The sequence below is a fragment of the Pantoea sp. Fr-CA_6 genome (genome assembly GCF_024520895.1).
Lineage (GTDB): Bacteria > Pseudomonadota > Gammaproteobacteria > Enterobacterales > Enterobacteriaceae > Pantoea > Pantoea agglomerans.
In genome coordinates this window covers 24,782-46,228 of the sequence record NZ_JALNPO010000003.1, presented here as the reverse complement: position 1 = coordinate 46,228, position 21,447 = coordinate 24,782, and the positions used below count along the sequence as shown (strand labels likewise).

Below are 21,447 nucleotides of genomic sequence, written 5' to 3'. Positions count from 1 at the left end.
GATATCGAACGATCTGACCTGATGGGCGAAATTTATGCCTTTCCTATGAGAGTCCACTTATCTGGAGCACAGAAATGTCAAAAGTGCCATTTTGCAAATCGCTGCTCGCCTCAGTGCTGTCTGTCGCCTGTTGTGCGACCAGCACCTATGCAGCCCCGGCAAGCACCACTCCGACGGCGCCGGAGCAGAATAATCAGAAGCCCAACATCGTCGTCATATTCGGCGATGACATCGGGTACTGGAACGTCAGTACCTACAATCAGGGAATGCTGGGTTATCAAACCCCCAATATTGACAGTATTGCGGCGGAAGGTGCCAAGTTCACTTCTTATTACGCGGAACAGAGTTCTACGGCTGGCCGTTCATCGTTCATTACAGGTCAGATGCCATTCCGTACCGGGATGAGTAAGGTCGGCATGCCCGGCGCCCCACAAGGTTTGCAGAAAGAAGATCCGACCATTGCCACTGTACTTAAACAGCTGGGGTATGCCACCGGTCAGTTCGGGAAAAACCACCTCGGCGATCGCAACGAGTTTCTGCCTACCGCGCATGGTTTCGATGAGTTTATGGGCAACCTTTACCATCTGAACGCGGAAGAAGAACCGGAGAATCCGGACTACCCGAAAGATCCTGAGTATAAGAAGCAATTCGGCCCGCGTGGCGTGATCAAGTCCAGCGCGGATGGAAAAATTGAGGATACCGGCCCGCTGAACACTAAGCGTATGGAAACCGTCGATGAAGAGACGCTGGCGGCGAACAACGACTTCATGGAGCGGCAGGTAAAAGCTAACAAGCCGTTCTTCACCTGGTACAACACCACCCGTATGCATAACAAAACGCACATTAAACCGGGCGACAAAGGCGTGACCGGTTTAGGTGACTATGCCGACGGCATGGTGGAGCACGACAAAATCGTCGGTGAAGTGCTGAAGAAAATCAAAGATCTTGGCATAGAAGACAATACGATTGTGGTTTACACCACCGACAACGGCCCGATGACAGCAACCTGGCCCGATGCCGGTATCACACCGTTCCGGGGTGAAAAAAATACTGGCTGGGAGGGCGGCTTCCGCGTGCCTGCGATGGTGAAATGGCCGGGACATATTAAACCCGGAACGCTCATCAACGACATCATCGGCAGTAATGACTGGTTCCCAACGCTGGTGGCAGCAGCAGGCGTGCCGGACATCAAGCAGCAGTTACTGAAAGGCTACAAAACCAGTGCCATGACCTACAAAGTGCATCTGGATGGTTATAACCAGCTTGATTTCATCACCGGTAAAACTCAGGAGGATCCGCGCAAAGAGTTCTTCTACTGGAGTGATGACGGTGATCTGCTGGCGATGCGTTACGGTCGCTGGAAAGCACACTTCATGATTCAGGAACGGTCAGGCATGGATGTGTGGAAATACCCGTTCGTCAAACTGCGCGTACCCTTGATCTTTGACCTGAAAATCGACCCTCTGGAAAAAGGCACCGATGGCATGGATTACAACCATTGGTTCTACGATCGCCTGTTCCTGCTGGGCGGTGCGCAGAAATATGCCACTGAAATGCTGCAGAGCTTCAAAGAGTTTCCGCCACGTCAGAAACCGGGTTCATTCACCGTTTCTGATGTTTCGAAACTGATTGAGGAAGGCAGTCCGGCTACCAACTGATGCTCTGACCACACTACCGGGTGAAATAGTTCACCCGGTACTCAGGAGGCGCTCATGAAATACAGCACTACGTTGCCGGTTAAACCTCTTCCTACGGCGGAAAAATTCAGTGGCAAAGGACCGGCCTACACGCGCCGTTTTCATGTGATGGCGAAACCCACCGGATCGCGTTGCAATATCGACTGCAACTACTGTTTTTATCTGCACAAAGAACAGCTTCTGGAACAGGACCGACATAGTGGGATGAGCGATGAGGTGCTGGAAACCTTCATCCGGCAGTACATAGACAGCCAGGATGGCGAGCAGGTGGTGTTCTCCTGGCAGGGCGGCGAACCCACGCTAATGGGGCTGGAGTACTTTGAAAAAATAGTAGTGCTGCAAAAGAAATATCAGAAGCCAGGCCAGCGCATAGAAAACGATCTGCAGACCAACGGCATTCTGATAAATGACCACTGGGCACGCTTTTTACGCCAGCACAATTTTCTGGTCGGCATTTCGATTGATGGGCCGGCTGAGCTGCACGATCGCTATCGCGTGACGCGCAGCGGTAAACCCACGTTTGAGAAAGTGATGGCAGGGGTTGCGGCGCTGAAGCGCCACCAAGTTCCCTTCAACGCCTTAGTTACCGTCAACCGAACCAATGCGCGCTTCCCGCTGGAGGTCTATCACTTTCTGACGCGCGAGCTGGGTGCCACCTATATCCAGTTCAATCCTTGCGTTGAGCCGGTGGATTTTAAGCAAACCGCTCCGCAGTTCTGGCGGGATGACACGATACCGGTTACCGGGACCCGCCGCGCCAGACCCGGCGATCTCGACTCGATTGTCACCGACTGGTCAGTGGATCCCGATGACTGGGGCCGCTTTCTGATTGCGGTGTTTGAAGAGTGGGTAAACAACGATTTAGGCCGCGTTCAGGTCAACCTGTTTGAAACTGCGGTGGCACAGACCATGGGCATGCCGGCGCAGATTTGTATCACTTCAGAGTTCTGCGGCAAAGGGCTGGCGATTGAAAAGAACGGCGACATCTTCTCCTGCGACCACTACGTCTATCCCGAATACAAATTAGGTAATGTGCAAAGTACCAGGCTGGCGCACATGGCCTTTTCTGAAAGACAAAAAGCCTTTGGTTTAGGTAAGCGCGATACGCTGCCCGCTGCCTGCAAACGCTGTCCCTATCTGAAGCTCTGTTACGGCGAATGCCCGAAAAACCGCATCGTCAGGAGCGAGGAGGGTGAACTGGGGATGAATTATCTCTGTCCCGGTATCAAGGCCTTCTTTAGCTATGCGCAACCGATTCTGGTTGGCATCGGGACACTGCTCAAACGTCAGACGGTGGAACCTGCATAATGAATAATCGTGAAAAGCTGCTGGCGCTGGAAGCCAGTATGAACAAACAGGTGATCGGACAGCAGGAGCTGGTGCGGATGCTAATCGTCGCCTTGTTGTGTGACGGTCATGTGCTGCTGGAAGGCTTACCGGGTCTGGCGAAAACGCGCGCGGTGCGTGAGCTGGCTCGCCATATCGAAGGGGAATTTCGTCGTATTCAGTTCACGCCTGACCTGCTGCCGTCAGACATTACCGGCAGCGAAATCTATCAGCAAAATGCCACGCGAGAAGAAGATCAGTTCCGGTTCCGTCCCGGCCCGGTGTTCGGCAACATTATCCTTGCCGATGAGATCAACCGCGCCTCAGCCCGCGTGCAGTCAGCGCTGCTGGAGGCCATGGAAGAGCGTCACGTGACCGTCGCGGGCAAAACCTGGCCGCTGCCGGGCGTATTTATGGTCCTGGCGACACAGAACCCGGTGGATCAGGAAGGCACCTGGCCCTTACCTGAAGCCCAGCTTGATCGCTTTCTGATGAAGGTGATTGTCGATTATCCGTCGAAAGAGAATGAGCTGCAGGTGATGAAACTGGTGCGCGCCGAGCAGCAAGCCAGATATCAGGCTGCACGGCATGAAAATCCGCCACCAGCTACGGACCCTTTACTGATTGGGCAACAGGATATCGCCGACTGCTGGCGTGAAATTGCCACGGTTTATGTCGCGCCAACCGTAGAGCAGTACATCGTTAATCTGGTGGAGATGACGCGTCATCCTGATCAGGTCAGCGAAGCTTTTGCGAGTTACATCAGCCTGGGCATCAGCCCGCGCGGTACGCTGGCACTGGACCGCTGTGGCCGCGCCTGCGCGTGGCTGGATGGACGTGATGCGGTGTTGCCTGAAGATATTCAACGCATCGCACCGGCGGTGCTGCGCCATCGCCTGCTGCTGAGCTATCAGGCAAATGCCGATAACTGCACGCCCGATCAGGCGATTGCCATGCTTCTTAACGCAGTGGTGGCGTGATGCCGCAGCCGCTGACGCTTGAAATGGCTGACCTGATGTCGCTGGCAGTTGATGCACAGCGACTGGATAATCCGCCGGGGCAAATCCCACCCGGCGCGTTAAGCGGTGAGCGCGTGTCCCGCCAGCAGGGACGTGGCCTGAACTTCGATAGCTTACGCCGCTATCAGCCCGGTGATGACGTCAGGCTGATCGACTGGAAAGCCACTGCGCGTCTGCGCACACCGTGGATCCGCCTCTACAATGAGGAACGCGAACGCCCGGTGTTTATCCTTGTGGATCAGCGACTGGACATGTACTTCGGCACCCGCCAGCAGATGAAATCGGTGGCCGCTGGAAAGATTGCCGGATTGCTGGCATGGCGAAGCTGGCATGACGGTGATCGGCTGGGCTGCGCGATATTGGGCGATGATGAACTGGCCCTGCATCCCTGTCGTGCACCAAAACGAAACCTGATGCCTGTTCTCACCGATATTCAGCGCGTGAACGCCATGCTTCCCGACCACTACGCGCAAAATCGCCGGCAAGCCGTCTCTTTATCAGAGGCGTTGCAGCGTATCGTCCCCCTGCTGCCATCGGGCAGTTGGCTGGGGATCATCAGTGACTTTCACGATCTGGATGCGCGCTGCGATGCAGTGCTGGCCTACCTGCGTCACCGCTGCGAGATTACCGCTTATGTCACGCTGGATGATCTTCATCGCCGCCTGCCGCCACGCGGCCAACTTGCGGCTTATTACCATGACCTGAGCACCGCACTCAATCTCACCTCACACCTCAGCGATCGCATCCAGCAAAGCGTTACCGAACGTCTGTCGCAGCAGCAGCGCCGGTTACAGCGTATGGGGATCACGGTGAAAACTGTCGTGACCGGTGAGGAAATTCTGCCTCAGCTAAAGCAGGAGGATGCACATGCTGGCAAAAGGATTTAGCACGCCGGAACTGGCACATCCTGCTTTGCCAGACGCCGCCTCGTGGTTCCCGCTCCCGCCAGGCTGGACGGTGCTCGGCGTGATGCTGTTATTGGGGCTTTTCATTGTCCTGCTGATATTGCTCGCGCGCTTTCGTCGTAATCGCTGGCGGCGTGAAGCGCGAAAACAACTCGCCCAGCAGCAGGTGGATGGCTGGATTACATGGGTTAAGCGGGTACTACTGGTGCAACACCCTCGCGCCCAGGTCAGCCAGTGGCAAACGCCGGAACAGCTTCTGGCACAGACGCCGCTGGACGAAGAACTGCGCGCGCTGATGTGTCGTCGCTACTGTCAGCCGGATAATCAACTGGAAGGCGTTATCAATCAGCGTATCGCACAGCAATTACGCCACTGGCTGGAGACGCTGCCTCATGTCTGAGTTTTTATCGCAGATCGATTTTGCCTGGCCATGGATGGGCGTGCTGCTGTTTTTGCCGCTGATTACGCACTATCTGCTCCCGGCAAAACAGCCAGTGAGTGAACAGGTGAGGGTGCCTTTTTTACCTAAACTGGCTGAAGCCCTGCAACTCTCTGCGCCAGCACCGCAGGCCAGCTGGCGCCATCGGCTACTGTTCTGGACGGTATGGATCTTAATGGTTACTGCGCTGGCCCGCCCTGAATATCTGATGCCACCGAAAACGGTGATAAAACCCATGCGCAACATCGTACTGATTCTGGACGTTTCCGGCTCAATGGAGACAAGCGACGGGCAGAATGGTCAGACGCGCTTACAGGCGGTACAGCAAACAGTGCATACCTTTATCAATCAGCGCAAAAATGATCGCATCGGTCTGGTGATTTTTGCCAGCCAGGCGTGGCCTTTTGCGCCGATCAGCGAAGATAAACAGGCGCTGCAGGCGCGCATCAGCCAGCTCGCGCCGGGCATGATTGGCCAGCAGACTGCGGTGGGGGATGCGCTGGGCGTGGCAGTGAAGTTGCTGGATCACAGCCTTGAAGCCGATGCGTCCAAAATGGCGATTCTGCTGACCGATGGCAATGACACTGCCTCTCAGCTGCAACCCACGCTCGCCGCACAACTCGCTGCCGCGCATCACGTTATGGTGCACACCATCGCCTTTGGCGATGTTAACAGCAGCGGCGAGGACAAAGTGGATACCGCGCTGCTGGATAACATTGCCAGTATCACCGGCGGTAACGCCTGGCGCGCCGCCACTAACCGTGATGCGCTGGCCCAGGTGTGGCAGCAAATTGATGCCCAGACTCCGGAACAGGTGAAAATATTGGGTTTATCCTGGCATCGTCCGCTGTTCGTCTGGCCGCTAGCGGTAGCGCTACTGATTTTACTGCTGTTCGCCATCGGCAGCACAATGATGAGGCGACGCGCATGAGCGATTTCCACTTCCTCTATCCCTGGCGATTACTGGGTTTGCTGCTCTTTCCGGTGCTCTATTTTCTGGCTCAGCGTTCGGGCAGTGCCTGGCATCGTGTTATGGAAAAGCCTTTTGCGTCGGCATTGATTAAAGGTCAGCACGTACGGGCTCGACAGGTATTACCGTGGCTCTTTGGCCTGGGGGTATTGGCTTTAGCGGGTCCGAGCTGGCAACGCGATTTGCCCGCCGCCTTCACGCCTGAAAATAATGTGATGGTGATCATGCAGCAGGATCTCAGCATGCTGGCGCAGGATGTGCCGCCTGACCGTCATCAGCGCATGCAACAGAAAATCGCCGCGCTGATGGCGCAAATGCCCGGCAGTCACTTTGGTCTGGTGGTTTACAGCGCGAATGCCTGGCTTACCACGCCGCTGACCAGTGATGCCGATTTTTATAATCTGTTCCTGACGGCTCAGCAGCCGACGCTGGTGCCGCAGGAAGCGGGTTCCGGACTGCGTCAGGCCATCGCTCTGGCGCTTAAAAATTTGCCCTCAGCGCCTGAAGCACCACGCGCGCTAATTCTGGTCGCGAATAATGTGGCACAGCAGGACGCTGAATGGCTGCGGCAGCAAAATCTGCCTCTGCAGATCTGGGTAGCAGGCACGGCGAACGGCGGCAGATTGCCGGAAGCGCAGGCATCGCAGGGCATCGATACGCGACTCAATGTCGCACGCTTCGAGCAAATCCGTGATGGCGGGATTCCGGTCACGCTGGTCTCTGCAGAAGATGATGATCTGCGTGCGGTCAGCGGCCACATTCAGCAGAGCGTGACGGCGCAGCAGAACAGCCGACAGGATTTGCAGTGGAAGAACAGTGGCTATTTGCTGGTTATTCCTATGCTGCTGCTTTTACTGCTCTGGCGACAGCAACTGCTCTGCCTGGCTGTCGTGATGCTGCCCTTACTGCTTTGGTCTCCCGGCAGTTCAGCAGCACTGCTGGATGCCTGGGTAAGGCCCGATGTGCAAGGGCAGCTTGCCTTTAATCACGGTAATTATGAAGCTGCTGCGCAGCGCTTTCAGGATCCGTTGCGACGGGGGATTGCCTTCTACTACGCCGGGGATTTCGTTTCGGCGCTGGGTGCTTTTCGTCAGGTTCCCGCTACTCCGGAAAGTCTGTTGTGGATTGGCAACTGCTACGCACAGCAGAAATCCTGGCAGCAGGCGCTGAACAACTACGATCAGGCGCTGAGTTTACGTCCCGAATGGGCTATGGCTCAGGGAAATCGGGCAAAAATTGCGCACATCATCATGCAGCTGCGACAAAAAGAACGCGACCGTCAGGCCGATCAGCATGAGCAAAAAGATGAAGATCCTGATGCCATTAAACACGATCTCAAACCCGAACAGGGCGTGAATCAGCTGGATATGAAACCCATCGCAGGCGCTGCGCCCTCGGCTGAACAGTGGTACAGCAATCTCACGCTTTCGCCTGGCGGTTTGCTGGAAAATCTCTACCGCTCAGCGCCGGCGGAGGCACCATGAAGCGACTTCTCCTTTGTCTGCTGTTGCTAATTAACCTGCCGGTTCGGGCTGAAATGGCCATGACGCGTGAGCTGGTTGCACCCGAACAACTGGTGCCAGGCCAGCCCGTAACGATTGCGGTGACCTTCTGGACGGATAGCTGGTTCAATCCACCGCCACAGTGGCCGGATATGGTGATTGAAAACGGTAATTTACTTAATACGCCGCTGCCCAACCAGCTGGTAACGCGTAATAGCGACGGAGTCAGCTGGAGCGGTATCCGCATGGAGCGTCAGGTGATGGCGTGGGATCAGGGCAAGCTGCGTTTTCCCGCTGCGGATGTGGTGATGCGTTCTGCGAATCAGCCACCGAAAACGGTATCGCTGCCGCTTCTGGAGAAACCGGTCAGCTGGCCCGCGGATGTGCGTCAGCCTGACCGCTTCTTGCCCGCCAGCAGTCTTGAACTTTCGCAACAATGGAAACTTTATCGCGCTACTGAGGATAAGCAGCTCCATGTCGGTGACGTCATTGAGCGCGTCGTGACATTGCGCGCGACCGATGTGATTGCTGTACAAATCCCGCAACTGCTTTACGCCATTCCCGGTTCCGGTGCGCAACGTTTGCCGCCGGTAAACAGCAACCTGACGCAGGGACGCGATGAAATCATCGGCGCACAGCGAGAAGAGCGGTTGCGATATCTGCCCTCTCAGCCTGGTGAACTGGTGATACCACCGTTGCGTTTACGCTGGTGGGATACACGTCAGCATCAGTGGCAACTGGCCGAATTACCCGGAACGCATTACGCCATTGCCGCTGCGCGTCCGGCGGGCAGTGAACAAACGTTGAAAGCCCACGCCCCGGTCAACTGGACGTCGTTGTTGATGGGCCCGGCCATCCTGCTGACGTTGCTGCTGTTGAGCTTCTTTTTTCGACACGCCCTTAAAAAAAGCCTGCAAAGAGTAGTGCAGCGCACACGGGAATACTGGCGGATCGTTCCGCTACCTGACCTCATTCCGACCAAAAGGAAAAGATGATGAAATTAAATCCTCTGCTGGCACTGCTGCTAACGGCGTATCTCGGTTCGGCTGTTGCGGCAGACGATCCGCTCAGTGCCTGGAATGACGGTCACGCAAAACAGGCGATTAAGACATGGGTGAATGGCGCTACGACAGCCAATAGCAAAGCGTTCATTCCTGTGAGTCAGCGTTATGTGGTGTTTGATAATGACGGCACATTGTGGCCGGAAGCCCCGCTGACCTTTCAGCTGCAGTTCGTGATTGATGAAATCAAACGCCTCGCTCCGCAACACCCGGAATGGAATAGCGATGCGTTAGTGCAGGCAGTAATTAACAACGATATGAACGCGGTGATGCAGTCGGGCAAAAAGGGATTGATGCAGCTGATGACTCTCACGCACAGCGGCATGACGACGGAAGAATTCAGTCAACGCGTCAGCAACTGGGTTGATAGTCATCGACATGTGCGTTTCGGCTGCCGTTATGACCAGCTTGGCTATCAGCCGATGCGTCAGCTCCTCGATTATCTGCGGGATAACGGATTCAAAACCTGGATTGTATCCGGCGGTGGCATCGATTTTATGCGCGTACTGGCAGAAAAAATGTATGGCATTCCACCTGAGCAGGTAGTCGGCTCCTTTTCGCTGAGTGAATTTTCACTGACAGATAATGGCACGCAATTACGTAAAACCATGAACGGTGCCTTCTACGATGACGAAGCGATGAAGCCGGTCGCCATTCATCTGTTTATGGGGCGGCGTCCGGTCGGTGCTTTCGGCAACAGCGACGGCGACGTGCCGATGCTTCAGTACACCTCCGCCAATCCGACCTATAAAACCTTTGGTTTACTGGTTCACCACACCGATGCGGTGCGTGAATATGCCTACGACACGCATCCGCCCGCCAGTGGCAAGCTTATCAGCGGTCTCAAACTGGCACCCCAAAAGGGTTGGGTGATTGTTGATATGAAAAAAGAGTGGAAAACGGTTTTTGACCCTGCGCAATGTGCTGCGGTTGCAGGCGATAAGTAAGGGCTTAATCCGGGTGTAAAAATGGCCAGAATGGGCCGGGAGATAAGAGTGAAATACCTGATACCGATCGTATTAATTTTGCTGTCACAAACGCCAGCACTGGCTAACTCCGCCTACGAAAATCTGGCCTACGCGCTGAGACAGCAGAAGATTACCGATGACCTGCGACAAAAGTGTCAGCTACCGGCGTCTGTATCTGATGAACAGTTACGGGCCCGCTTTCTTAATAGTACGCATGATAACTCTGCCGTGCTGTCAGCCGTAAAAGCGATGAGCGAAAATAATCAGCAGCGTTATCAGATCTCCCTGAACCAAGTTAACTGTCCTGAATGACGAAATAGCCTGGGGCGCCACGCTTCCGGGAAACCAAATCAACGTGAGCCGGAGTGTGACTATGTCAGATCATTTTGGTAAAGCATGGGTTCTCGGAGTGCTGGCACTAAGCCAGGGAGCCGTTAGCGCAGAAATTAACGATCATCGTGACAAGCTGGATGATGACCCGACAAAGGTGACAACCAAGGCTGGGGTTTCATGGTCAGATACCTACGACATGGACGACAGCAATCTCTCTTTTTCCGGCTCTGTGGCGCTGGATAAGGCTAAGAAACTGAATGCGCGGGTTAACAGCGACGCCAGTGAATGGCGCGTTGGCGGCTCCTGGTTGTTTCCGGTGGGGATTATCAACTTTAACTTTGGCAAAAACGAGTACACCAACGGTGCAACCCAGACTAACTATTCCGTCGGTACCTTTATCCCCCTTAGCATTTATGGCTTCACGCCTGCGGGTTTCCAGATATTCCCGATGGCCGGCTATACCTACAACACCGGGGAGATAACGGGCTGCAGCACCGGTAATCCGGCTGACTGCAAAGCGCCTCAGTTCACCGATGCTATCCCCTCAGAGTATGGCTTCAGCACTATCACCACCTCCGGCAGCAGCGGCTATCTGGGCGCATTTACGCTGCGGCCATTGACTTCGAAACTGACCATGATTGGATTTGCGGCAGGCTCTTACGGTTCCAGAAATGAGGAAGGTAACCATTACCAGGGCTATTTTGGCGGATTGGGAGCTGGTTACCATTTTGATCAACACAGTTCAGTAAACCTGCTGACGTTCATTATGGATAACAATACTTATCTGGACGATCCCGACACACGCTTTCTGGTCTCTTATACCTGGCAGTTTGAATAGCGGATATGAAGAGTAGCCGCCGGGCTGAAACTCAGCCCGGTAATAACGTTGATCAGGAGGCGAAATGTTTAAAACACTTCTGTGTTTAGCCTGTTGCATGATGCTTTTCACCGTACAGTGTGCAACCGGTGCGGAGCCGCGTCAGGCGCCGTCGCCGCAGGAGCGCGCTCGTACCCTGTATCTGCTTAATCAGCCCGTTGTTATGCTACAGGCAACATTTGGACTCACCACGCCCGAAGAGCGGGTACAGCGTATCGTGACGCTATTGCGATCGCTCAATGATCATGACCTGGCACAGCCGGTAGAAACCCATAACGTGACGCGTTACCGGCAGCCTGCCGTGCTCTTTTCGGTTAACGGCAAACCTTTTATGCTGCTGGCACAGGGCGATCTGGATGAGGGCGATGACCTGTCACTTGCCCAGGCGGTTGAACGCATCCGGCTGCGGCTGGATACCCTCCGTCTTTCACTGGGTGAACAGTATTCTTCCCGTTATCTTCTGCTTTCTTCGGTGAAAAGTGTGGCGGGTGCGATGCTGCTGGCTTTGTTCATTCTGTTTGCCGTCCGCTCCCATGACTGGCTGAAGCGGCGTTATGCTGCACGACTCCTGCAGCGAAAAAGCCTTATCCCTGATGCACTGCGCGCCTTCCTCGGTCCGGTTGAGGTACGGCTCTATGCCCTGGTGCTAATCGCCGCCGTACTCGTAGCACTTTACCTCTGGGTGAGTTGGGTATTACGGCTGTTTCCATGGACACGGATCTGGGGCATGGAGCTGGGCGGGTATGCGACAGGCCTGCTGCAGCGTCTGGGGCTGGCGATATTTTCTGCGCTGCCAGGCCTGCTGATTGTCGTCGTTATCTTCCTCATTACGGCACTGGTGACGCGATTAATCAGACTGGTGCTAAGGCGGGTTGAGACCGGACAGTTACGCCTGCCGGGCCTGCATCCGGATACGGTGGGGGTGACGCGTAAACTGATCAGCATCGCCATCTGGCTATTCGCGCTGTCAGCGGCATATCCCTTTCTGCCAGGCGCCAATTCACTCGCCTTCAAAGGGATCAGCGTGTTCTTCGGCCTGATGCTGACGCTGGGCTCAGCTGGCATCATGAACCATGCCATGAGCGGGCTGGTTCTGACCTACTCACGAGCACTGCGCAAAGGAGAAGTGATCAGGATTGCCGATCATGAGGGCGTGGTCAGTGAAGTGGGCATGCTGGCCACCAAAATTCTGACCCGAGAAAATTATGAAGTCACGGTTCCTAATGCGGTGGTCGTCAGTGGCAGGATCGTGAATTTAAGCGCAATGCTTAAAGGCGAAGGCATCAATATGACGACCAGCGTCACGATTGGTTATGACACGCCCTGGCGGCAGGTAGAGGCGATGCTGGAGCTGGCTGCCAGCCGCACATCGGGCATTAACCACGACATCGCGCCGCTGGTGCGCCAGCTTGCGCTTCAGGACTGGTACGTGGCTTATGAGCTACAGGTCCGACTCCGACCGGGAGAGTCGCTGGCCGGAGTAAGGAGCGTTCTCCACGGCCATATACAGGATGTATTCAATCAATTCGGTGTACAAATCATGTCGCCAAACTTCATCAGTCAGCCCGAACAGCCTGTAATTGTGACCAGGCCGAACTGGTTTGCCCCACCGGCTGAAGAAAAACAGGAGTGAGATATCCCAGTGATTAGCGCTGAAAGAGTGGATTTATTTCTCCCACCGGTTACGTCCCTGTTGTTTTGCACGATAAAGCGCCTCATCCGCCCGGGCAATCACGCCTTCTGCGTTATCATGCATGCCTGAAAGCGCGATCCCCATGCTGACAGTGACCGACTCGCTAACTGCTGATGCTGCATGTGGCAGTGCCGTTTCATGAAGAATTGCCTGAATACGTTCAGCAACCCGCGTAGCTTCATCCAGAGAAGCCGCGGGTAGCACAACAACAAACTCTTCGCCCCCGTAACGCGCCACCAGATCCGCGGGTGTCCGGACTGATGATTTCAAAATATCGGCCACTTTCGCCAGGCATGTATCTCCTGCCTGATGTCCGTAGTGATCGTTGTAGCGTTTGAAATAGTCCACATCAAGCATGATCAGCGCAAACGGCAGTGCCTGGCGAAAAGCGTCAGCAAGAAACTTCTCCATCAGACGCCGGTTAGCGGTCCCGGTCAGCGCATCCTGATGCGCCAACAGGTCGAGTCGGGCGATAAGCATCCGGTTATCCTGATAACGCAACCAGGCTTCATCAAACCAGCGCTGCAGGATAACGCGGCCATAAATAAGAATAGCGGTAAGCGGAAGCCAGACCAGTAAAAACCGGATATTCACCCCCTGGTTAAGCTGCACGCTGGCCAACAGGGCAGTAAGCCATAGGGGTATGGTAAACAGCATTAACGCGGGAGGGTGATAATAAAACGCCGCCAGTGCGGTGAGCATAAGGATGACACTGAGAGGCCAGGCAAAAGGCAGCTGCCACCAGACAATAAAGCAGTAGCTACAATAGCTCCACATCACGCCGAGAATCAGCAACAGCACCGTGCTTAGCGGTATCAAGCGCGCTGGCAGGCGGTATGAAAGAAGGAGTAACAGTAGTGAGAAAGCGATAATAGCGCCCGCGGTGAGATCGATTAACGGCAGTATTTCAGTGTGAGCGCTAATGGACCGGTCAAAATCACGAATAAGAACATGCCGGAACAGAATGATCAGAGCAAAACTGACATTCACAAATGCAAACCATGGAAGACTCGCTGATAGCGCCTGCCTGACCATATCCTTTTGATCCTGCCACACTTTATCTTTATTTAAAGCACGGCGTCTGTCCGTGTTCTGTACCATCCTGAGAGCCTCATAAATGAAGTATTACCTTCCAGTGTAATAGACAGATATATTTCAGGAGGAAATGTCCGGAGTGGTGGGATAAGTATTATGGAGGAATGCAAAATTTATCCATTAGCACAAATCAGGCGGACTTTTTATTTGGAACTGTTGTCCGCTTCTGGCACCAGGCATACATGCGCGTATTACATATGTCCATTATCATCAAAAGCAGCTGAAAACGATTTGTGTACTTTAGCTGGAATGAAGGGATATGATTTTTTTCTATAGATATTCAACTGGCGTCCATAGAGTCGCTTTTTGCAACGCGCTGATTCTGATGCAGTAGTGTTTCACTTACGCAGATACTGCATCAGTGAGGCGCAACACACTCTCTCTAACGTAAAGGCGTAGCCAGAAATTCCGGTCGCTGTTCGGCTAGCAATGTAAACCCGGCCAATTCCGGATATCGCTCACGGCTGACGGTATCCGGCAGCATCAATTCTGTAAAACTCCAGGCCACTGCGATGCTGATACCGGCCACGGACAGCATGTCAGGATGACTTTCCCGCAGCCCGTTCTCCAGCGTCTGCCAGGCACCATGCAGTTGTTGAGTTACGCGATCCACCCAGGGCTGATGCTGTTTTTCTTCCGGCCTGAGACGCTGTTCGTACACAATCTGCACCGCTTTTTCGCAGGCGGCCAGGGCGAAGCCGGTAAGATGCAGATCCCGGAACTCTTCTACGCCGGACGCTGATGTAGGTGCAGGCGAATGACCGCAATATTTCTCAAGGTAATGAATGATTAGTGTGGAATCGATCAGCACCTGATTATCATCTGTGATAAGCGTTGGAACTTTAACGGCCGGGTTAATTTTCGTTAAGGCATCAAAATCGCCGAATACCGAAAGCGGGCGATGCTCGAATTGAATACCCAATACTTTCATATAAATAGCAACCCGTCTGACATAGGGTGAATCCAGCATTCCGATAAGGATCATGGCTCTACCTCATATTATGTTGATTAACAAAATCAATTACCTGTGCGGCGACTGGCAAGGGGGCATCTTCCATTAAAAAGTGTCCGGCCTGTTCAAAGATATGCAGCGTGGAAGAGACGATGTCGCGCTGCAAACGCCTTGCATACTCAACGGGTTGCCATTCATCTTCGGCGCCCCATAAAATCTGTACTGGCAGCCGGAGTTGCGGCAATTTTTCTGCAAAGTCACTGGTGTAACACTCATTATAGTGCGCAACCTGATGCTGATAAAATGAAGGTTGCGCTACCACACCACAAAGCGGTGCAAGATAACTATCCAGCCGCTGCTCTGTCATACGATCCTTATTAAAAACAGCCATCTTTAACTGGCGACACATCGCGCGGTAATGCTCAGTGGCGGGGATCAGCGCATAATCCGCATAGTGATCCCGCATATCTTTCCATGTGGGCGAAGGCCAGGAATCGTAGCTCGGAATATCCGCAATCGTAAGCGTCTTCAGAAGGGATGGGTTGTCGAACGCCAGTCTGAGTGAAATGGCCCCGCCTATATCGTGACCAAAAAGATCTGTTTTTTTGAGCTGCCAGTGTTCAAGCAGTTTCAGCAGAAAACCGACTTGAGCGGCAACCGAGGTATCAGCCGTCAAAGGGCGCTCTGACGCGCCAAACCCAGCCAGGTCATACAGATGAACATGAAAACCCGCATCGACAAATACCGGCACCAGTGACTGCCAGATTACTGAGTGTGCGGGCGTGCCATGAACCAGCACCAGAGGTCTTCCTGAACCATGGACTCCGGTCGCAATGCGACAACCATTTATCAGAACGTCGTCATTCAGTAATGGGTTATTAGCGGGCATCTGCTTTCTCCGTTATGTTTGTTTCAGTCAGGCTATCCGTTGACTGAATATGACACCAGTGACATTCTTTCCCGCTGCAATCCTACTTTTGTCATACAAAAATGAATAAACGACTCTCCGTTGACTCACTCAGAGTGTTCCGGACCGTGCTGCAAACGGGCAATATGAGTAAGGCCGCATTACTCCTCAACCTGAGCCAGTCCGCTGTAAGCTGGAAGCTCAGACGGCTTGAGGATCAACTTCAATGCCAGCTACTAACGCGAATCGCCGGAAAAGCCGTTCCGACAGAAAAGGGCAGCGTTCTGCTGCAACATGCGGAAAAAATACTCACTGAACACGATCATGCCGTAGCCTATTTTTCGCCTTCGGCGCTGCGTGGCAAGCTGCGAATCGGAGTCACTGAACACATCTCAATGACTGAAATTTGCGGGGTGATTTCAACCTTCACTCACCACCATCCAGAGGTGGATATACAACTGGTGGTGGAGCAAAGTCATCTCCTGCGTCAGCATTTTTCTGAAGGAAGTCTGGAGATCATTTTACATCAGGATTTCACGGGCACGGCATCGATGGAAGATAAGGTATTGTGGAGTGAAAATTTATACTGGTACGCAACGCCTGCCTGGCGACATGACTCGGATAAGAGCCTGAAGCTTATTACCTGGGGACCGGATTGCTATTACCGTAACCTGGCTGAGGAGAAACTTCGCCAGGCAAACATTCCATTTGCTGTGATGCTGGAGTGTCCTTCAGTAGCAGGTATGCTTGCGGCGATAACCACGGGGCTGGGGGTGGGAATACTCAATCAATACAGCGTTGATAAAGCGATTTGTAGCGTGTCTGAACTTGAGAAATTGATGCCTCTGCCGTCGGTCGATTGCCTGCTACGCCTGAATAAACACCGCGTTAATCCAGCAAGCGAGGCCTTCTGCGAGATGCTGACCCGGCTGATGCATAAAGATTGAAAGTGAAGTGGCTGCAATTAGTTGATGAAAAGAGGCGTTGTTAATAATGTCCGCTTCCGACCAGGCGGACTTATCCCCATCTTCAGCTAACAACCTGAAACTGAAGCCTGCACCGTTAAGGTTATTTTAGCGACAGGGAAGTATCATCTGATGTCGTAAACTGGCACTAAGGCTGAACAAGGTTGTTCTGACGGTCAATGTTAAAGCCAAACACACAAAACCCCAGTAAATCTTTTGCCTCATCCTCCACCCGCGTAATCATAACCAAATCGGTGCTACCGCCGGGCAGCTTTACTTCAAACGGAGGGTAAGGAAGACCTTTTATCCTGAAATCCTGCAACCAAAGCAACTTCTCGGCTTGAGACGGTATCACTTCAAAAATATGGCGATGGGTAATGTCCTGCATTGGCCAGCCAACCCGCGCTGCAAAGGTATCACTTGCGTCAACAATCATCAGTTCAGGGCTGAGAAAACAGATAGAGGTGTCAGGCGCAGCATACATCGATGAAATCTGATGCGCGCGCTGCTCAAGAGACATTCGTGCCACACGACTATGAAATTTACGGCCAGAGCCAGCGGTGAGAAAATTATGTGTTTCTTCAGCCGGGATCGGCCTGCTGAATAAGTAGCCTTGTGCATAAGCGCAGCCGATACCCCGCAACATCTCAGCTTGTTCCTCTGTTTCAACACCCTCAGCAATGACGTCCATATCCAGGCTGCGGCCCAAACCGACTACGCTGGAGATAATTTTCCGGCTATCCTTTTTCTGAAGCATTGAACGAATAAAACTGCCATCAATCTTAATCGTGCTGGCGGGAAGCTGGATAAGCCAGGCAAGGCTTGAACAGCCGGTGCCAAAGTCATCCATAGCAATCATACAACCCATTTCAGACAATGCTTCGAGTTCTGCATGAGCCGTCTCAATATCATCGATCAATGCTGTCTCGGTGATTTCTATCCTGAGCCGTGAAAGGCTGAACTGATAACGTTCAGCCAGTTTTCTTAAAATTTCGGGAAGGTGCTTACCGTTCAGTTGTGAAGGAGAAACGTTTAAAGACAGAAACTGGTGTTCTGGCCAGGTGCTCGCTGTCATGAATCCCTGAGTGGCCAGACTTGTCATCAGCTCATTGAGTAACCCATGATGTTCCATAGCCGGAATGAACTCAGCCGGAGATACGATAAGCCCTTCGGGCAAAATACGCCGTGCCAGCAATTCAAAACCTACTACGCGCTGATCCTCAAGTGAGACTATCGGCTGAAAAAAAGGTTTAAACTCGCCCGACTTAATTAGCTGCTGACAAGCTGCACGAGAATCAGTATCTTTCAATTTTTCATTCATTTAAATATCCTGAAACGTATTTCTGTAAGGCATTGATGACCTGAGCGGGAATGGAATAGAAAACCTTTTTTAAAACCCTGTTTTGTTTGCGGCGGAAAAATTAATCTTTTGCAAACGTCATTTTGCGGAGGCCTTAAATTGTCTATGGTTATTAAGTGCGATACACATAGCTATGATGTCAGTGAGCGGGGAAAGTTCATGAACATAAAATGCCATACTTATTTAACTCACGGGTCTGCATGAGGCTGATGGTATCTGGTATGGTAAGCCAGAAACAAAGTGAAACCAATCTCATAAAAATATCGCTTAAGTTAAATATTAAACCCTGTTAATACATCCAATATGATCAGCAGCTAGGCTCTCTTATGCGTTGACGAATTATACTTATGGATATCAATAAGTCATGTCCGGACTTTTGTCTGCAGGCAGAGGTGGCAGCTCAAAGCTAAGCCACTCATTTAATACCTGCGATAGCCGGAAAATATAAACTCACAACCGTATGTCAAAACTCAGCATAACAATTCACTGTGAATCTTCATGGGGGATCGGAGCGTCGGGATTATAAGGCCTGAAATTTTTCAGATATCATAGACCAAAGATAATTTTGTGCCACATGATTTCAAAAAAATACATTTAGCACGCTGGTGGTGATGCTCATCCATCATCTCTGTTCCGGTAGCTTTAGCTGGCGAGCTATCTATAGCATCTTGTTACAGTATTAATTCAAACCAGCGACCTTTAACTGAATATCCAGAAAGTTCTGCCGATAACCCTTTCAGGCATATTTTTATGCCTGTATATGCTCACCAGGAGAAATAATGCTGAATTTATTCCGGAAACAGTCCGCCAAAGAGCCGACAACGATGGATATCGCTGAGAAATTTATCGATGAAACGCTGGATGTGGATCATAGTGATGCCACGCTGCTGAAATGTATTATGAACCTCAGCCAGAAAGGCTACTGGTATGTTGAGACGACCGATCTTAAAAGTGACGCGCCTGCATTTGTTTCACCTGAAGCACGCCAGCTTATGGGATTGCCTCTGCAGAAGGAGGTCGGGCTCTCTTCGCTGATCCAGATGATCCATGCGGATTTCCGGGAAGCGTTCAAAGGTTTGATAAGTCATACACTCAAACATAGCGGTGATGAAAAGCTGTTACGCTGCCTGATCAAAACTGGCGCAAATACCTTTCAGTGGTTTTGCATCCGTGCATCATACAGTCGTGAATTTACGCCGCCGCGCCTGGTTGCCGTTATAGAGAATACAGAAGAAGAAACGTCACAGTCCCGCAAGTTTGATATTGTCTCCACCCGTTTTGACCTGTCGCGCGAAATGCTTAATGACGGCCTCTGGGATCTGGATATTATTGGCGGAAATCCCCTGAATCCCGACAACGTATTCTGGTGGTCACCGCAGTTCAGGAAGCTGCTGGGTTTTGAAACCATTGAAGAGTTCCCTGATGTGATGGACAGCTGGGCATCACGCCTTCACCCGGATGACAAACAGAATGCGCTCGATGCTTTCGTCAACCACCTGATGGACTTCAGTGGTAAAACCGGTTTTGATATTGAATATCGTCTTAAACTGCGAAGTGGTGAATACCGGTGGTTTCAGGCCCGCGGGCAGACTAAACGTGCACCTGATGGTACCCCTTTGCGTGCCGTCGGCGCGCTTATTGATATTCAGGGCCGTAAAGACCGTGGGCGACATGAGGAAAGCGAAGTCAGGCGAAACATTCAGACCGCCGAAACCGCAAAAGAAATTGCCGAACTCGTCTCTGAAAACGGGATTATTGCTGCGCAGATCAAACTCATTTCACTGAACGCCAGTATCGAAGCCGCGAGAGCAGGTGTACATGGCCGTGGGTTTTCTGTCATCGCCAGTGCTATCCGGGGATTAGCAGAAAGAACGGCAGATATCACCGGACACATTTCTCGTCTTCAGATGCGAATAAGTAATTCGGCTAGCGGCATAGAAAAATCGCCTGAATAATAAACATCACACATTGATGAACACTTACCACAGGTAAATACAGGGATGTTCTGGTGAAGAGATACGACGGCCTGTCTCTGATTTACTCTAACCAGAACATCAGTTCAGTTCGCAGTTTCACCCTATGAAAATTCTCCCGGAGCGAGTACACATTTCCGTATGCAAACTTGCTCTGAGAGTTACTCACCACCTCAGAGCAGAGAGTATGGCCTTGTCATCTTTTATCAGCCTGGGCTTTAAGAAATCATGTGTCTGATAGAGGTTTGTTAAGGGCGCAAGGCATACGTTGAGTCAGGTTAAAGTCATTAGAGAATGTCAGCCTGCTGGTGGCTGAGGCTCTGTGTGTTTATGAAAATTTTCAATAAGGACTGAAAGCTTATCTGAGCTGGCTTTGTGCAGATCTGTCCCGCATCACGTTTGATAATCATCTCGCCTGAATATCACCTGCTGCTCTTCAGCCTTTGTCATAAAACCATGATCAGCGTCTGGCACTTAGCCGCCAGAAGATCATCTGGCGGCATCAGTCACTTTAGAAACCAGGTGTGCGGGTTTGTTTACTGTCCATCATTTTAATACGGGCATTCGTCCACGATGGGTCATTCATCTCCAGGGATGTACCTGATAATTTCAGTACCGGCTGCTCAGGATCCGGGCCGCATGCCATGGTTGCCATCTTGCCGGGCGCTTTACACCAAACCATCGGTGTGTAAGGTGCATTTGACTGGACACCATATTTTTCAACGGCGGCTTTGGCCATGGCATTTTTATTTTCAGTGGAGTATGGGAGCTCGTAAGAAATCTGAGACACAGCCAGCGCATGTTTCGGATCTGCAGGAACACGGCCTTCAAAATGTACAAGCAGTTTGACGCCATTTTTTTCGTAAGCAATATACTGTGGCTGCTTATCTCCTGTTACCACATTTAGAGCCGGGTATTTATCAACGTCTAACGATGATGCTGGCACATGAAAGTGCTCAGTCATGGCTTTTACGGCCTCATCATAATCCATACCGGTTTTTACCCCGGCAACATCAAAGGTGATTACATCGGCAGCCCGCAGGTTAGCAGCCTGGGCCTGGGATATAGCCATCATTGACATTAAAAACAGAGAAGCACGGCGCATAAACATATCAAATCCTTTTTTTGAAAAGTGAGTAGCCCGTAAGCTTTCTCATCTGTGGTTCACATCCGGAAGTGCATAACGATAGCAATATGGTGATGAATAACAATCATTTTTCTGCCAATGTCAGCTCCTGGCACTGAGCAGGCAGCGTTGCGCACAAGGCAACGTTCACTCTACGTTCACCACCTCACCAGCCGGCGCCTTAACGGTGGAAAAATCAACCTGTTAGCAGTCCGTTTTTACCGCAAATATCATTTTCCTGTCATTTATCGTCTTTACGCTGTCAGCTTTCCCTCATGG

19 protein-coding genes are annotated in these 21,447 nt (G+C 52.2%); 14 read left to right on the top strand and 5 right to left on the bottom strand.

Going from position 1 to position 21,447, the window contains the following annotated elements:
* The first annotated feature begins 74 nt into the window (after window positions 1-74).
* From NR201_RS06190 to NR201_RS06135, 12 genes are all read left to right on the top strand, one after another.
* On the top strand, window positions 75-1,658 hold the full coding sequence (locus tag NR201_RS06190; RefSeq protein WP_182686921.1) for an arylsulfatase: 1,584 nt from the start codon (window positions 75-77) through the stop codon (window positions 1,656-1,658).
* A gap of 54 nt (window positions 1,659-1,712) precedes the next feature.
* Window positions 1,713-3,005, top strand: a complete 1,293-nt coding sequence (locus tag NR201_RS06185) for an anaerobic sulfatase maturase (protein ID WP_256843888.1) — start codon at window positions 1,713-1,715, stop codon at window positions 3,003-3,005.
* A complete protein-coding gene (locus NR201_RS06180; protein ID WP_256843887.1) occupies window positions 3,005-4,003 on the top strand; it encodes a MoxR family ATPase in 999 nt (332 codons plus the stop codon). Before NR201_RS06185 ends, NR201_RS06180 begins: the two co-directional genes overlap by 1 nt.
* Complete coding sequence (locus NR201_RS06175) at window positions 4,003-4,929, top strand: DUF58 domain-containing protein (protein ID WP_256843886.1); 927 nt, start codon at window positions 4,003-4,005, stop codon at window positions 4,927-4,929. Before NR201_RS06180 ends, NR201_RS06175 begins: the two co-directional genes overlap by 1 nt.
* On the top strand, window positions 4,910-5,347 hold the full coding sequence (locus NR201_RS06170; RefSeq protein WP_256843885.1) for a DUF4381 family protein: 438 nt from the start codon (window positions 4,910-4,912) through the stop codon (window positions 5,345-5,347). Before NR201_RS06175 ends, NR201_RS06170 begins: the two co-directional genes overlap by 20 nt.
* Window positions 5,340-6,317 carry a VWA domain-containing protein gene (locus tag NR201_RS06165; protein WP_256849508.1) on the top strand — a complete coding sequence of 326 codons (978 nt, stop codon included), beginning with the start codon at window positions 5,340-5,342 and terminating at the stop codon, window positions 6,315-6,317. Before NR201_RS06170 ends, NR201_RS06165 begins: the two co-directional genes overlap by 8 nt.
* Window positions 6,314-7,840: a VWA domain-containing protein gene (locus tag NR201_RS06160; RefSeq protein WP_256849507.1), complete on the top strand. Its 1,527-nt coding sequence runs from the start codon at window positions 6,314-6,316 to the stop codon at window positions 7,838-7,840. The genes NR201_RS06165 and NR201_RS06160 overlap by 4 nt, the downstream gene beginning before the upstream one ends.
* Entirely contained in the window at window positions 7,837-8,853 is a 1,017-nt protein-coding gene (locus NR201_RS06155) for an oxygen tolerance domain protein (protein WP_256843882.1), read from the top strand. The genes NR201_RS06160 and NR201_RS06155 overlap by 4 nt, the downstream gene beginning before the upstream one ends.
* Window positions 8,853-9,866 (top strand): HAD family phosphatase, encoded by a 1,014-nt coding sequence (locus tag NR201_RS06150; RefSeq protein ID WP_182504985.1) that lies wholly within the window; start codon window positions 8,853-8,855, stop codon window positions 9,864-9,866. Before NR201_RS06155 ends, NR201_RS06150 begins: the two co-directional genes overlap by 1 nt.
* A gap of 48 nt (window positions 9,867-9,914) precedes the next feature.
* Entirely contained in the window at window positions 9,915-10,199 is a 285-nt protein-coding gene (locus NR201_RS06145; RefSeq protein WP_256849506.1) for a YicS family protein, read from the top strand.
* Between the two features lie 61 nt (window positions 10,200-10,260).
* Entirely contained in the window at window positions 10,261-11,058 is a 798-nt protein-coding gene (locus NR201_RS06140) for a hypothetical protein (RefSeq protein WP_182504810.1), read from the top strand.
* Window positions 11,059-11,122: 64 nt separating this feature from the next.
* Complete coding sequence (locus tag NR201_RS06135; protein WP_372340243.1) at window positions 11,123-12,730, top strand: mechanosensitive ion channel family protein; 1,608 nt, start codon at window positions 11,123-11,125, stop codon at window positions 12,728-12,730.
* A 33-nt stretch (window positions 12,731-12,763) separates the two neighbouring features.
* Here NR201_RS06135 and NR201_RS06130 read toward each other — a convergent pair whose 3' ends face one another.
* The 3 genes from NR201_RS06130 to NR201_RS06120 form a co-directional block, all read right to left on the bottom strand.
* On the bottom strand, window positions 12,764-13,891 hold the full coding sequence (locus NR201_RS06130; RefSeq protein WP_256849505.1) for a GGDEF domain-containing protein: 1,128 nt from the start codon (window positions 13,889-13,891) through the stop codon (window positions 12,764-12,766).
* A gap of 376 nt (window positions 13,892-14,267) precedes the next feature.
* Window positions 14,268-14,870, bottom strand: coding sequence for a glutathione S-transferase (locus tag NR201_RS06125; RefSeq protein WP_256849504.1), 603 nt, complete (start codon window positions 14,868-14,870; stop codon window positions 14,268-14,270).
* 4 nt (window positions 14,871-14,874) lie between these two features.
* Window positions 14,875-15,726: an alpha/beta fold hydrolase gene (locus tag NR201_RS06120; protein ID WP_033773445.1), complete on the bottom strand. Its 852-nt coding sequence runs from the start codon at window positions 15,724-15,726 to the stop codon at window positions 14,875-14,877.
* 101 nt (window positions 15,727-15,827) lie between these two features.
* Here NR201_RS06120 and NR201_RS06115 point away from each other — a divergent pair, with 101 nt between their 5' ends.
* The gene (locus NR201_RS06115) at window positions 15,828-16,691 is read left to right on the top strand and encodes a LysR family transcriptional regulator (RefSeq protein ID WP_256849503.1); all 864 of its coding nucleotides are present in this window, start codon (window positions 15,828-15,830) and stop codon (window positions 16,689-16,691) included.
* Between the two features lie 166 nt (window positions 16,692-16,857).
* Here NR201_RS06115 and NR201_RS06110 read toward each other — a convergent pair whose 3' ends face one another.
* On the bottom strand, window positions 16,858-18,030 hold the full coding sequence (locus NR201_RS06110) for an EAL domain-containing protein (protein ID WP_256849502.1): 1,173 nt from the start codon (window positions 18,028-18,030) through the stop codon (window positions 16,858-16,860).
* An 818-nt stretch (window positions 18,031-18,848) separates the two neighbouring features.
* On the opposite strand from NR201_RS06110, the gene NR201_RS22680 reads away from it, so the two are divergent.
* Window positions 18,849-20,024 carry a PAS domain-containing protein gene (locus NR201_RS22680; protein WP_111534220.1) on the top strand — a complete coding sequence of 392 codons (1,176 nt, stop codon included), beginning with the start codon at window positions 18,849-18,851 and terminating at the stop codon, window positions 20,022-20,024.
* Between the two features lie 529 nt (window positions 20,025-20,553).
* Here NR201_RS22680 and NR201_RS06095 read toward each other — a convergent pair.
* Window positions 20,554-21,153: a hypothetical protein gene (locus tag NR201_RS06095; protein WP_010670405.1), complete on the bottom strand. Its 600-nt coding sequence runs from the start codon at window positions 21,151-21,153 to the stop codon at window positions 20,554-20,556.
* Window positions 21,154-21,447 lie beyond the last annotated feature (294 nt).

Excerpts from the sequence above, each read along its gene's own strand:
- NR201_RS06135 (WP_372340243.1), top strand. The coding sequence starts at position 11,123 with ATGTTTAAAACACTTCTGTGTTTAGCCTGTTGCATGATGCTTTTCACC.
- NR201_RS06130 (WP_256849505.1), bottom strand. The coding sequence starts at position 13,891 with ATGGTACAGAACACGGACAGACGCCGTGCTTTAAATAAAGATAAAGTG.
- NR201_RS06110 (WP_256849502.1), bottom strand. The coding sequence starts at position 18,030 with ATGAATGAAAAATTGAAAGATACTGATTCTCGTGCAGCTTGTCAGCAG.
- NR201_RS06165 (WP_256849508.1), top strand. The coding sequence starts at position 5,340 with ATGTCTGAGTTTTTATCGCAGATCGATTTTGCCTGGCCATGGATGGGC.
- NR201_RS06160 (WP_256849507.1), top strand. The coding sequence starts at position 6,314 with ATGAGCGATTTCCACTTCCTCTATCCCTGGCGATTACTGGGTTTGCTG.
- NR201_RS06190 (WP_182686921.1), top strand. The coding sequence starts at position 75 with ATGTCAAAAGTGCCATTTTGCAAATCGCTGCTCGCCTCAGTGCTGTCT.
- NR201_RS06120 (WP_033773445.1), bottom strand. The coding sequence starts at position 15,726 with ATGCCCGCTAATAACCCATTACTGAATGACGACGTTCTGATAAATGGT.
- NR201_RS06115 (WP_256849503.1), top strand. The coding sequence starts at position 15,828 with ATGAATAAACGACTCTCCGTTGACTCACTCAGAGTGTTCCGGACCGTG.
- NR201_RS06155 (WP_256843882.1), top strand. The coding sequence starts at position 7,837 with ATGAAGCGACTTCTCCTTTGTCTGCTGTTGCTAATTAACCTGCCGGTT.
- NR201_RS06095 (WP_010670405.1), bottom strand. The coding sequence starts at position 21,153 with ATGTTTATGCGCCGTGCTTCTCTGTTTTTAATGTCAATGATGGCTATA.
- NR201_RS06125 (WP_256849504.1), bottom strand. The coding sequence starts at position 14,870 with ATGATCCTTATCGGAATGCTGGATTCACCCTATGTCAGACGGGTTGCT.
- NR201_RS06140 (WP_182504810.1), top strand. The coding sequence starts at position 10,261 with ATGTCAGATCATTTTGGTAAAGCATGGGTTCTCGGAGTGCTGGCACTA.
- NR201_RS22680 (WP_111534220.1), top strand. The coding sequence starts at position 18,849 with ATGCTGAATTTATTCCGGAAACAGTCCGCCAAAGAGCCGACAACGATG.
- NR201_RS06170 (WP_256843885.1), top strand. The coding sequence starts at position 4,910 with ATGCTGGCAAAAGGATTTAGCACGCCGGAACTGGCACATCCTGCTTTG.
- NR201_RS06175 (WP_256843886.1), top strand. The coding sequence starts at position 4,003 with ATGCCGCAGCCGCTGACGCTTGAAATGGCTGACCTGATGTCGCTGGCA.
- NR201_RS06150 (WP_182504985.1), top strand. The coding sequence starts at position 8,853 with ATGAAATTAAATCCTCTGCTGGCACTGCTGCTAACGGCGTATCTCGGT.
- NR201_RS06185 (WP_256843888.1), top strand. The coding sequence starts at position 1,713 with ATGAAATACAGCACTACGTTGCCGGTTAAACCTCTTCCTACGGCGGAA.
- NR201_RS06180 (WP_256843887.1), top strand. The coding sequence starts at position 3,005 with ATGAATAATCGTGAAAAGCTGCTGGCGCTGGAAGCCAGTATGAACAAA.